Source organism: Shewanella fodinae (assembly GCF_014651955.1).
Classification (GTDB): Bacteria; Pseudomonadota; Gammaproteobacteria; order Enterobacterales; family Shewanellaceae; genus Shewanella; species Shewanella fodinae.
This window is the reverse complement of sequence record NZ_BMXW01000001.1, coordinates 179,700-191,452: the sequence shown is the minus strand read 5'-3', so window position 1 is coordinate 191,452 and position 11,753 is coordinate 179,700. Positions and strand designations below refer to the sequence as shown.

Sequence of the window (11,753 nt, the reverse complement as noted above, 5' to 3'; positions counted from 1 at the left end):
TTGTTCTGAGTGATTAGCCGTGACTATACAACAAATTGCCTGATAAAAAAGCGCCTGTAGGCAAATGCCATTTTGTTGCCACAATTGATCGCCGAACTGCCACTTTTGCTCCCTTTCACTGCCATTTCACTCCGGTTTAATGACTCCATCGACACCTCAACACATTAACGTTTACAACAAGGAAACCGTGAAATGAAACAGCACATTATCTCTGCTTTAGTGATCTCTTCACTCATGACGCTGCCCGCGATGGCTCAGGAACGTCAGGACAATCAAACCGAAGCCGCCGTTGGTTTTGGCGGCGGTATGGTTTTGGGCGCGGTGATTGGTGGACCAGTGGGCGCGATAGTTGGTGCGTTCAGTGGCAGTTTGGTGGGAAAAAGTGTTGGCGATGACAAATACATCCAAGCGCAGCAACAAACGTTAGAGACTCAGGCAATACAAATCACCGCGCTTACTCAAAAACAACAGTCACTGGAACAGTTACAAGCACAATACACCGAAGCACAGCGGCAACTGAAAACATTGCAGGCGGCAAGGGTCTCCAAACTGGAAGAGTTGACCGTTGGTATGAACGTGCAGTTTCGCACTGGCACCGCAGAAATTGAACCACATTTTGCCGCGCAGTTGAAAGACATTGCTTATGCCATGAGCCTGGCACCGGAACTGACATTGGATCTTTCTGGCTATGCGGATCGCCGAGGTTCTGCAGAATTCAACCAACAGTTATCGGAACAGCGAGTACAAGCGGTACGTGATTTTCTTATTCAGCAAGGTGTAGATGGTGAGCGTCTAACCGCGAGTGCTTATGGTGCCAGTGCCCCACTGAGTCAAAAAGAAAGTCTGGAAGGCGATTTCTTTGACCGTCGGGTGACACTGCGCCTGCAAAATCCCGATGCGGCATTAGCTGCCAATAATCAGCAATAAGCCGAGGATGCGCCAATGAAAAAGGAATTTTCCGCCTCTTTGGCGGCAACGACCACGGGCGATGATTGTGCGGTGGCATTAGCGCCCAATCATCAGTGGTGGCCTGATTGGCTATTCGACCTGCTGCAAGGCTGCGGTCTGTTGCTGTTAGCGGTGTTGCTGTTTAATTTGTTGACATCGGTATCTGCTATTGCATCTACACAGAGCCCTGAAGATATGGTGCTTAACCCCGAATGGCCGGGGGCGGGGACGCTGGAGTGGCAAGGGGATAACACCAACAATAATATTGCGCCGGGTTTGAAAACCGATGTGAATATGCAGGTGTCTGGGCTGACCAACAGGGTTACCGTTACCCAGCATTACACCAATCATAGTGAGCAGTGGCTCAATGGCCGCTATCTATTCCCATTGCCCGAAAATGCGGCGGTGGACAGCTTGCAGATGAAAATAGGCGAGCGGCTGATAGCAGGGCAGATCAAACCCAGAAAAGAGGCGCGGCAGCTCTATGAACAGGCGAAAGCTGACGGCAAGCGCGCTAGCTTGCTGAGTCAGCAGCGGCCAAATCTGTTTACCGCCGAAGTAGCAAATCTGGGACCGGGACAAACGCTGGAGATCCGTTTTAGTTATCAGCAGGCGCTGGATTATCGGGATGGTCAGTTTAACCTGCGATTCCCGATGACGCTGACGCCACGCTATATTCCGGCAGCTATGCTGACATCCGCAGCAAAATTGCCAGAGGTGTTATCGCTGCAAACACTCATGGTGGATAACACGGCATTGCGACAAGAACAGGCCAGTGCCAACCGTACCAGCATTAACATCGTACTGGATGCCGGTCTGCCGTTGGCTTCGGTGAGTTCTGCCAGCCATCAGATCCAACAGCAGCCTCAGGATGATGGCAGCATGGTCATTACACTGTCGAACGCTTTGCCAGATCGGGACTTTGTACTGGACTGGCAACCGCAGGCCGCTAATGCCCCCACCGCGGCGCTATACAGCCAGTTAGGGCAGACCTACAACCACAGCTCTGACAATCATGATGCGCCTGACACCAGCCGCTACAGCCTGCTTATGATGATGCCTCCGGCCGTCAAACCGCAGACAGACAACCCCAGAGAACTGATTTTAGTGATCGACACTTCGGGTTCGATGGCTGGCGACGCGATGGCTCAAGCCAAAAGTGCCGTGCTTTATGCGCTGTCAGGTCTTAAGCCTCAGGACAGTTTCAACATTCTGGCATTTAGCTCAGATGTGCAGCCATTAGCCCCCCAGGCGTTACCGGTGACCGCACACAATATTGGCCTAGCGCAGCAGTTTGTGCGCAGTTTGGAGGCTAATGGCGGTACCGAGATGGCCAAAGCACTGCAACTGGCGTTGCCATTCACAGGTGATACCGTGGCGAATGAGTCTGATGCGGCATTGCGACAAGTGATCTTCATGACCGATGGCGCGGTGGGTAATGAAGATCAGCTGTTTACGCTGATCCGTGACCGCTTGGGAAATAATCGACTGTTTACCATCGGTATTGGCAGCGCTCCCAACAGTCATTTTATGCGACGCGCGGCGGAATTGGGGCGGGGCACTTTCACCTATATCGGCAACATGCAGCAAGTGGAACAGCAGACGGTATCGTTACTCAACAAAATTGCTGCGCCAGTGCTCACCGATGTGCAGTTGCATTATGCCGATGGTACGGTGCCAGACTATTGGCCGGCGCATATTCCCGATCTGTATATGGGCGAGCCGATGTTACTCAGTTTGCGTGAGCGCAGTGCCGAGCAAAAGGCGTTGATTGTTTCGGGCAATTTGCAAGGCCAGTTTTGGCAGCAACAGGTGTTGTTGCAAGCTGACACTGAAAAACGCGGACTGGATCTATTGTGGGCAAGGCAACAGATAGCTTCGCTGGAATTAGCCCGCAGCAGTGACAATGCTGAGCGCACCGCTAAACAAGTCACAGCATTGGCACTGACCTACCATCTGGTGAGTAGTTATACCAGCTTGGTGGCGGTGGACATCACGCCAGTCAATACCGATCCTCAGCACAATGCTGTAGGCGAAGTAGCCAATATGAATCCCGCCGGTTGGCAAGCGCCGGGCAACATGCCACAAACCGCCACCAACAGCCGTCTACGGCTACTGATGGGAACATTGTTGCTTATTGTCGCAATGTTGCTGGGGATCTGGAAACGGCAGTTTGCAGCGACAAGGAGTTGCTGATGTCATTTACCAATATTTGTCGCCCATTATTTGTGTGTGATTGGTCAGCCGAGATTAAGCCGTTGTGCGTCAGTCTGGCAATGATACTGCTGTTATTGTCGGGACTGGTGTTGGTAGCAAAAGGAGGATATATGCAGGCTAAGGCAATGTTTGCCCAGTACCTGATTGAGGATGCCTGGAATAAAAGTTTGCAGGATGGGCAATCACACAAACCCTGGTTCTGGGCTGATACTCACCCTGTGGCCAAATTATGGATTGGTGACAATCCGCCGTTATATGTATTGGCGGGGGCCAGTGGTCGCAATCTGGCTTTTGGCCCAGCGCAGATGATGGGCGGCGCGAAGCCTGGGGAACTGGGAAATACCGTGATTGCTGGGCATCGAGATACCCATTTTGCGGTGTTAGCTTATGCTCGGCGCGGACAGATAGTGCGGTTGCAGACGATGAACGGTGACACACATTTTTACCGAATCCGAGCTACCCGTATCGTCCATGAGTCACAAACCCAGTGGTTGGCCAATGGCGACGAATCGCTGTTGACGTTGGTGACCTGTTACCCCTTTAATGCCTTAACGGGCGGTGCGGAATTACGTTTTTTAGTGGAAGCGGAAGAATTCATACCTTTGCAGCATTCTGCCTGACATAGCGTTTTGTCGGGAAAATCAAAAAGAGTCGCTGTAGCTGTTGATGCTACGGGCGTGTTCCTTGTCGTGGTGAATCTCAATATACCAGCGGCTAAAACGTTAACGCTCTGGCTGATGATAGCCACCTAAATAGCTGTTCCTAATTGCGTGTCACCCGAGGAATAGAGGTTATTCCGATAAGTCTACCCTCCGCGTCAGGGATGACGCGGTGGAGCCTCATGGATGGGGTTATGCGTGTCGACGCTACTTATTTAGTTGCAAGAGCTTTGGAATACCAATATAGCTGCAGTGAGCTCATAGGTGACCGTTCGTTCCTAATGCTTTGTGGCCGGTGATATAGAATTTGAAGATACTTTCCGGTATCTTGGCGGTTTTATTCTGGTCGCCACTGTTTTGGCATTACCTTCACGAACAAAGGCTTAGGCGTAACTTCTGCAATGACTGACAACTGCTGCTTTGATGACATTCGCCCGTACCATGATGGCGAGGTGTCTGAGGTTCTGGCGCGAATCATGGACAGTCCCGATCTGAGCCTAGTTCTGGCTCGTTGGCGTTTCCCTCGATTGTCCCGCTGGCTACCCGCTGTAATGGCTTGGGCGGTGCGCCGCCATCTGCGGCGGCAGCTAGGACAATTAACCTCTGTGACAGAGGTGCAATTGGTGGTTGCCCGCTACATGCAGCGAATGATGGATGCCACTGTCACTGAACTATCGGTTTCAGGGTTTGACCGATTACCAACCGATAAGGCGTACCTTTTTATCAGCAATCATCGAGATATTGCGCTAGATCCGGCATTCGTGAATATGGCGTTGTATCAGTACGGCCAACAAACCGTGCGGATTGCTATTGGGGATAATCTGCTCACCAAGCCGTATGTGGCGGATTTGATGCGCTTGAACAAGAGCTTTATTGTGAAACGTTCAGCAACTAGCCCAAGGGAAAAACTCAAAGCATCAAAGCAATTATCGGCTTTTATTCAGCATTCGTTGCAGCAGGAGCATAGCCATGTGTGGTTAGCGCAACGAGAAGGGCGGGCAAAAGATGGTAACGACTGCACTAATGCCGCGATTATCTCGATGTTGACGTTAAATCGCCCTAAAACACAGGAATATGCCGACTATATCCGCGAGCTTAACATTGTGCCGGTGGCTATCTCCTATGAGTGGGATCCTTGTGATGCCGCTAAAACCCAAGAGTTGTTCAGCTTGTGTCAGACGGGGGAATATCGCAAACAGGCCCATGAGGATATTGCCAGCATCGCCGCCGGGATTGCTGGTTTCAAAGGGCATGTACATCTGGCTTTTGGCGAGCCTTTACAGGGCGATTACGCCAACGCTGAGGCGGTAGCGGCCGAGATAGACCGCCAGATCTGGCAAAATTACCGCTTGTATCCCAGTAATCTGCTGGCGTATCAGCAAATGACAGGCAAAGACTATACGGCAAAGGATATGGTTGCTTTAACGGATTGCCAGCAACAGACCGCGCAATTTCAGCGGCGGCTGCAGTCGATTGCCAGTGACCAACAACAAATTTTTCTGGCGATGTATGCTAACCCGGTTTTGAACAAACAACGTGAAGTGCCACAGGCCATACCGAGTGAACAGGAAGCGCCATTGTCATCGGCCAATGCAGTAAATTAAACTTGGGACTTGCGTCAGGTCAGCCGTTTATGGGCATCACCCGGTTACGTCCCAGACGTTTGGCTTCATACAAAAGTTGATCAGTACGTTCAATCAGACTGGCAGTTGAATCTTTGGGCTGCCACTCACTGACACCGAAACTGGCACTGATATTACCCACACTGGCGTGTTGCTTTCTATCCCGCACGGTTACTTTTTCCAGAGAGCGTCGCATCGATTCAGCGAGCTGTCTGGCAATGCGCTGCCGACTTTTTGGCACAATAATGGCAAATTCCTCACCGCCAAAACGGTACAGTTTGATACCGTCACGACAACTATCTTGCATTCGCTTGGATACCGCTTTTAATACTTGATCGCCCAACACATGGCCGTAGGTATCGTTAAACTCTTTGAAATGATCGATATCGCTGAGGATTAAACAGGTGCCTTCCGGCGATTGTTGCAGCAGCGCGTTCAGATCCAGATTAAAGGCGCGACGGTTAAAACAACCGGTTAGGGCATCATACATGACATCGTGTTCTGCCGCTGACAGCCGTTGCCGCAATGCTTCGATTTCTTGCTGGGCTTTATCCAACTGGTGGGTAAAGTAGGCGGTACTGTTGATAATGTCATCCGAGTCTTGTACCAGATTCCGCACCATGTCCATCACCTGCTCCAGACTGATGGCCTCTTGCTCTAACAGACTCAGCTTACCAAAGTTTGCTTCCAGTTTGTTGCGGAACGAATCAGTATCGATACTGGTATCACGCAGCGATTGCGACAGTTCCGTGGTCATCGCTTCCATATTCTGTCGTAGATTATGTACGTCAAGGTCCTTCGGATCGCCGATATGCTGCTGGTACAGCACTTCTGCGGTGGTGGGCGGACAGGTTTGGTATTGCGCTATCACTTCATCAAGCTGTGAATTGAGTTGCGAGTTCTGTTCGCTGACATAGGTGTACCACAACGTATAGTTGGTGGGCGTAGTCGGTATCTGATATTTAAGCATCAACGGTAGTGCTTTTTTCAGATATTTTGCCGCTTGCTGCAGTAGTGACTGGGTCATTGAGGTTGCCGCCGATGGTTATGCCGACATGTTAACACGTTGCGAGCAACTTATTACAATTTTACAGTAGGTTGCCCGAGGTTAAGATTGTCGGCAGCTTATTCGCTGTTACAATGAAAATCCAACGGAAAAATATCGAAAGTAAGGAATAAGTAGTGAAACCCTCACATCTGGTCGGTTTGCTGGGCATCTTATGCTTGCCAGCTGTCAATGCCGCCACTTTTCACTTTGATGCACCCACCTATCGGCAGGATGTTAAAACGCTTGCCAGTGATAAGTTTGAAGGGCGTGGCCCCTTGTCTGAAGGCGAAAAGCTCACCATCAGTTATCTGGAAAAATCGTTTCGCGAAATAGGGTTGAAGCCCGGATTCGGTGACAGTTACGTACAGGATGTGCCGATGGCCAAAATCACGGCGGATCAGCAGATGCAATTGCGGGTCGGTGGTCTGACGTTTACCAATGGTCGTGATTTTACCGCACGTACTGAGCAGGTAGTGCCGCAGGTGCAGTTGGCTAATAGCGATGTGGTCTTCGTCGGCTATGGGATTAACGCGCCGGAATACGGCTGGAATGACTATGCCGGTGTTGATGTCAAAGGCAAAACCGTTATTGTGCTGGTGAATGACCCTGGCTTTGCTACTCAAGACCCGCAGGTGTTTAAAGGCAACGCCATGACCTATTATGGCCGCTGGACATATAAATATGAGGAAGCCGCGCGGCAGGGGGCTAAGGCGGTGTTTATCGTGCATGAAACTGCGCCTGCCGCCTATGGCTGGAACGTGGTAGAGAGCAGCAACACCAACAGCAAATACACCTTGGTCGATGACCAGAAAAATCTCTCGCATATCGGCGTCATGGGCTGGATCCAGCACAATGTGGCGCAGCAGATTTTTAAGGCGGCAGGATTGGACTACGACCAGTTAAAGCTGACTGCCGTAAAAAAGGGTTTTAAAGCGGTTACGTTGCCGTTGCAGGCTAATCTGACTATCAACAATCACATCGAATTGGCCACTTCCCATAACGTTGCTGGATTATTGCCAGGCACAACGCAGCCAGATGAATGGCTGGTGATGCATGCTCATTGGGATCATCTGGGCAAGGCTATAGTTGATGGCAAAGAAGCCATCTACCACGGTGCGGTTGATAACGCTTCTGGAGTCGCTGGTGTGTTGGCGTTAGCGCGTCACTTTAAAGGCTTACAAGGTAAGGCTGCGCCTAAACGCTCCATTCTATTTGCCAGTTTTACTGCAGAGGAAAACGGTTTATTGGGCGCGCAGTATTTTGCTGAGCATCCACCAGTTCCTACTAAACAATTGGTGGCCTTTCTCAATATTGATGGCATGAATGTTGGCAAGCCCACCCACTACGTGTTGCGCTACGGCGAGGGCGTTTCTGAGTTGGAAGGTTATCTTGCCGATGCCGCCAAAGCGCAGGGGCGTGAAGTCAAAGCTGATCCCAGACCGCAGAATGGTCTGATGTTCCGCTCAGATCATTTTGCATTAGCAAAAGAAGGGGTGCCGGGATTGCTGTTTCTCAGTCTTGGTGATACTGACCCAGATTATATTGCCCATAAATATCACCAGCCCGCAGACCGTTACGATCCTAACTGGAACTTAGGCGGTGTAGCGCAGGATCTGGATTTAATGAGTGATATCCTCGACAAACTGGCCAATAGCGATGACTGGCCTAGATGGCTAGAAGCGTCAGATTTTAAAAAGCGTCGCGCGCAGGATGGGCTGTAACGCTTGCGGTAATAACATAAGGGAGGCGTAACGCCTCCCTTATTCTGAGTCAGCTAAGCGAAAGATCAGGCCTTTTCTTCCGCTTGGGGTTCCTCATCTTCGTCAGCAACATCGGAATCGGTGTCCAACAAATCCAGATATACGTCGGCTTCAGATGGCCGAACCAGATTGGTGCCAACAACCGCATAAAACGGCCGTCCTTGCGCCAACGTGGTGTATTTTATCCAGAGTTTTTCCATCGGGCTGGATGCTGCCTGCAATCCCTTGACGACATCAACAAAACGTTGTTCATCAATGGTGCGGGGCAATAGACTGCCATCTGCCAGTGATTTCATGGCAACGCCATGTGCCTCAAGCAGCTCGGCTTCTTTTTGGGTAAAATCCCCACAACGACGGAAACCTTTGGGAAAGTTAGCATCATCATAGAAACGGCGTGTCGAGGAAAAGCTCACGGCATTGTTCTGTGGCACTGACGATGATGAAGAAGTCGTAGTTAACATGGTCATATCCTTGCAAAATTACCGGTGACAGAGATTTGCAAGCAGAGTATTGGCTAGTATGATTGATTTATAAATCAAAAAAATTTGTCTTGTTTGATAAAGAATTTTTATGGATACCGATCTGCTTAAGACTTTTCTGGAAGTCTCACACACGCGTCATTTTGGCAAAGCCGCTGAAAATCTCTACCTGACTCGGAGTGCTGTTTCCTTTCGCGTTAAACAACTGGAGATGATTCTGGGGGTGGAGCTGTTTGAACGGCAGCGGAATAACATTCAGCCCACACCTGCCGGTGAACGTATGCTGGTGCATGCAGAAGCGGTGTTGCTGGCGTGGGAGCGCGCCAAGCAAGATGTGTCGTTGAGCCAGGTACAATCTGTACAACTGGCAATTGGTGCGGCCCCTAATATTTGGGACGCTTACCTGCAAGACTATCTGCAAGGGCTGCATAAGGGACTTTCCGGGGTAGCATTACGCACCGAAGTGCAAAATCAGTCGGTGATGACTCGGCAACTGATGGAACGCACCTTAGATCTGGCGATTTCATTTGATCCCCCCAAACTGGAAGAGTTTGAGTTACTGCAGGTGGGCGAAGTGGTGTTGGGGCTGGTGAGTAATATTGCCATCAACTCATTAGCGGAAGTGCTGCAACAGCAATACATCAAAGTTGACTGGGGCACCGCCTTTAATATTCAACATGCGCGTGATTTTACTGAGCTGCCGTTGCCAGTGCTGCATACCGGCTCAGCTAGAATTGCACTGGACTTCCTATTGAATAATGGCGGCAGTGCTTTTCTGCCTCAGAAAATGGTGCAACCTTATATTGATAAAGGACAACTGCATTGGGTGCCAGCTACTGACACTATCCGTCGTAATGTTTATGTCTCTTATCTGACCGGCAACGATCGTCTGCCGCAGATTATACAGGCAGTCAATTATTTGAAAGCGCAGATATGATGCGGAACGCCTTTACATTGCGGCCTTTAGCAAAGGCCACAAGATAACCAACCAAGTGACACCACATAGGCACAGACTCATAAAGACCGCGGCTGAGGCAATGTCTTTGGCTTGGCCGCTGAGCGGATGATATTCATCGCCGATGCGATCCACCACCGCTTCCACGGCGGAGTTCAGCAATTCGACGATCAGCACAATAAATACTGTTAGGATCAGCCAAAGCTTTTCAACAGTAGGTACGTTTACCCATAAGGCAAATGGCAGCATGAGCAGCGCCAGGATTGCTTCCTGACGGAATGCGGCTTCATGCACCCAAGCTGATTTAAGTCCCTGCATGGAAAAACCGGTTGCACGAAAAATTCGCTTAATCCCGTGGTTATTGGCTGGTTTCATAATCTCGATATGGGCCCAAACTAGAGGAAATACCCCACAATCACAGTCATTTACTGGGTTGCGGCGAAAAAACCGCGACAGTATACCATCTGTTGCCGCTAGGGAAAGTGTCAGCGATGATTTACCTCTCTGCGGGGTGATACGCTAGACTGTCACAATACCCATTCAGGCATGGAGGCCGACAATGCGCTTAATTATCTCAGCAACAAAATTCGCAATACTGCTTGGCATAATAGCCGGATGGCTAGTGATACCTCTGGTTGTGGCCGCCACTATGCCTGCGCCGGAACTTGCTAAAGTCTGGCAGTCGCAGGACGATATCCGTGCTTTTTTAGTCAGTGAAAAATTGGATGGCGTCAGGGCGCGCTGGGACGGCTCGCGGCTGCTGAGTCGTTCGGGATTGGTGATTAATGCACCAGAATGGTTTACCCAAGGATTTCCACCACAGCCGTTAGAAGGCGAATTATGGGGTGGTTACGGCAGTTTTGAGGCGGTCTCTGCCGCCGCTAGAAGCAAGGGCAACGATGAAGCTTGGCGTGCCATCAAACTGTATCTGTTTGATGCGCCCACCATTGCTGGCGGTTTTTCAGAGCGTTACCAGCAGTTTGTCGCATTTTCTGAGTTTACACCTTACCTTACGGTGATCCCGCAGCGTGACATTGCGGATAATGCTGAGTTACAGCGTTGGTTGAAAGAGGTTCTGGCCCGCGGTGGCGAAGGTTTGATGCTGCATCGCCGCAATGCGCTGTATACCAGTGGTCGCAGTGATAATCTGTTTAAACTCAAAGCGGTGCTGGATGATGAGGCGCAGGTGCTGGCGGTGCTGCCAGGTAAGGGCAAATACCAAGGCATGATGGGGGCATTACTGGTGGAGACAGCAACTGGTGTGCAATTTCGTCTCGGCAGCGGCTTTAGCGATGCTGAACGCGCTAATCCTCCGGCTATCGGTAGTTGGGTCACTTTTGCGTACTCGGGGTTAACCAGTAAAGGTAAACCCAGGTTTGCCAGATTCCTTCGACTGAGATCTGACTATCAATTAACCCATGAAACAGCGACTGTTCCCGCGGCCAATACTGGTACACCGCCAACCAATCCAACCACTGAAACGGAACCTTGGTGAAAGATATACTCTTTGGCCAACGCTTGGCGCGGCAAGGTAAATACAGACAACCGCCATTGCAGGAAGCATGAGCACTCGACGTGTCATCGAAAATCGCGTTATGCAAAAAAGTGGCAATGATCATCTGCATTTAGCCACTCTTTGACTTGGTCGCGAGTTAAAATATGGCGAGGCTAGTGTGTGATGATGTGAAGGATGTATGGCACATTTTAGGCCGGCTGGCTGACGAGCTTTAGTTTGAGATTGCCTCAGTGACCGCCAGATAGCCCCGCGTCTTGTGGGGAGCCTCTGGCGCGACCTAGAGTTGCTGTGAGCAATGACGCTACTACTGACACCATCACAGAAAATCCGTTAATTGATAGAGACAAACTGCTGAACATCAACCCAAGGGAAGTGCTTTTGCAGAATATGCAGCTCGCTGTCTACTATTTCTTCAGAAAGGGTGATCTCGATAGCATGAGCCTCGGCGTTATGCTCATATTCATGCCAGTCATTCAGGTAAGAAAACAGTGCTTCCAAGCGTTCCGGTGCATCCTGCGGATATCTCAACTGTAATTCATAAGTCATCGT

The 11,753-nt window shown here is 50.4% G+C and carries 11 protein-coding genes; 7 read left to right on the top strand and 4 right to left on the bottom strand.

The window, feature by feature from the left end:
* The first annotated feature begins 192 nt into the window (after positions 1-192).
* The 4 genes from pdsO (at position 193) to IE064_RS00980 (ending at position 5,428) form a co-directional block, all read left to right on the top strand.
* Positions 193-927 carry a sortase-associated OmpA-like protein PdsO gene (gene pdsO, locus IE064_RS00995; RefSeq protein ID WP_189615632.1) on the top strand — a complete coding sequence of 245 codons (735 nt, stop codon included), beginning with the start codon at positions 193-195 and terminating at the stop codon, positions 925-927.
* A 15-nt stretch (positions 928-942) separates the two neighbouring features.
* Complete coding sequence (locus tag IE064_RS00990; protein WP_189615630.1) at positions 943-3,144, top strand: marine proteobacterial sortase target protein; 2,202 nt, start codon at positions 943-945, stop codon at positions 3,142-3,144.
* A gap of 80 nt (positions 3,145-3,224) precedes the next feature.
* The gene (locus tag IE064_RS00985) at positions 3,225-3,785 is read left to right on the top strand and encodes a class GN sortase (RefSeq protein ID WP_229799834.1); all 561 of its coding nucleotides are present in this window, start codon (positions 3,225-3,227) and stop codon (positions 3,783-3,785) included.
* 440 nt (positions 3,786-4,225) lie between these two features.
* Positions 4,226-5,428 (top strand): 1-acyl-sn-glycerol-3-phosphate acyltransferase, encoded by a 1,203-nt coding sequence (locus IE064_RS00980; RefSeq protein ID WP_189615628.1) that lies wholly within the window; start codon positions 4,226-4,228, stop codon positions 5,426-5,428.
* A 19-nt stretch (positions 5,429-5,447) separates the two neighbouring features.
* Here the strand turns inward: IE064_RS00980 and IE064_RS00975 are convergent, their stop codons facing one another.
* Positions 5,448-6,473, bottom strand: a complete 1,026-nt coding sequence (locus IE064_RS00975; RefSeq protein WP_189615626.1) for a diguanylate cyclase domain-containing protein — start codon at positions 6,471-6,473, stop codon at positions 5,448-5,450.
* Between the two features lie 182 nt (positions 6,474-6,655).
* On the opposite strand from IE064_RS00975, the gene IE064_RS00970 reads away from it, so the two are divergent.
* Positions 6,656-8,215, top strand: a complete 1,560-nt coding sequence (locus tag IE064_RS00970) for a M28 family metallopeptidase (protein ID WP_229799833.1) — start codon at positions 6,656-6,658, stop codon at positions 8,213-8,215.
* 65 nt (positions 8,216-8,280) lie between these two features.
* Here IE064_RS00970 and IE064_RS00965 read toward each other — a convergent pair whose 3' ends face one another.
* Positions 8,281-8,715 (bottom strand): MaoP family protein, encoded by a 435-nt coding sequence (locus IE064_RS00965; protein WP_229799821.1) that lies wholly within the window; start codon positions 8,713-8,715, stop codon positions 8,281-8,283.
* A gap of 109 nt (positions 8,716-8,824) precedes the next feature.
* Between IE064_RS00965 and hdfR the strand changes: the two genes are divergently transcribed.
* Entirely contained in the window at positions 8,825-9,670 is an 846-nt protein-coding gene (hdfR, locus tag IE064_RS00960; RefSeq protein WP_133037554.1) for an HTH-type transcriptional regulator HdfR, read from the top strand.
* A gap of 12 nt (positions 9,671-9,682) precedes the next feature.
* On the opposite strand, the gene IE064_RS00955 is transcribed toward hdfR, so the two are convergent.
* Positions 9,683-10,063 (bottom strand): diacylglycerol kinase, encoded by a 381-nt coding sequence (locus IE064_RS00955; RefSeq protein WP_189615622.1) that lies wholly within the window; start codon positions 10,061-10,063, stop codon positions 9,683-9,685.
* 184 nt (positions 10,064-10,247) lie between these two features.
* Here IE064_RS00955 and IE064_RS00950 point away from each other — a divergent pair, with 184 nt between their 5' ends.
* A complete protein-coding gene (locus tag IE064_RS00950; RefSeq protein WP_189615620.1) occupies positions 10,248-11,183 on the top strand; it encodes a DNA ligase in 936 nt (311 codons plus the stop codon).
* Positions 11,184-11,534: 351 nt separating this feature from the next.
* On the opposite strand, the gene IE064_RS00945 is transcribed toward IE064_RS00950, so the two are convergent.
* Positions 11,535-11,750 carry a hypothetical protein gene (locus tag IE064_RS00945; protein ID WP_189615618.1) on the bottom strand — a complete coding sequence of 72 codons (216 nt, stop codon included), beginning with the start codon at positions 11,748-11,750 and terminating at the stop codon, positions 11,535-11,537.
* Between the last annotated feature and the right edge of the window lie 3 nt (positions 11,751-11,753).

Coding starts and splice junctions, on each gene's coding strand:
- pdsO (WP_189615632.1), top strand. CDS start 193: ATGAAACAGCACATTATCTCTGCTTTAGTGATCTCTTCACTCATGACG.
- IE064_RS00990 (WP_189615630.1), top strand. CDS start 943: ATGAAAAAGGAATTTTCCGCCTCTTTGGCGGCAACGACCACGGGCGAT.
- IE064_RS00985 (WP_229799834.1), top strand. CDS start 3,225: ATGATACTGCTGTTATTGTCGGGACTGGTGTTGGTAGCAAAAGGAGGA.
- IE064_RS00980 (WP_189615628.1), top strand. CDS start 4,226: ATGACTGACAACTGCTGCTTTGATGACATTCGCCCGTACCATGATGGC.
- IE064_RS00975 (WP_189615626.1), bottom strand. CDS start 6,473: ATGACCCAGTCACTACTGCAGCAAGCGGCAAAATATCTGAAAAAAGCA.
- IE064_RS00965 (WP_229799821.1), bottom strand. CDS start 8,715: ATGTTAACTACGACTTCTTCATCATCGTCAGTGCCACAGAACAATGCC.
- hdfR (WP_133037554.1), top strand. CDS start 8,825: ATGGATACCGATCTGCTTAAGACTTTTCTGGAAGTCTCACACACGCGT.
- IE064_RS00955 (WP_189615622.1), bottom strand. CDS start 10,063: ATGAAACCAGCCAATAACCACGGGATTAAGCGAATTTTTCGTGCAACC.
- IE064_RS00950 (WP_189615620.1), top strand. CDS start 10,248: ATGCGCTTAATTATCTCAGCAACAAAATTCGCAATACTGCTTGGCATA.
- IE064_RS00945 (WP_189615618.1), bottom strand. CDS start 11,750: ATGACTTATGAATTACAGTTGAGATATCCGCAGGATGCACCGGAACGC.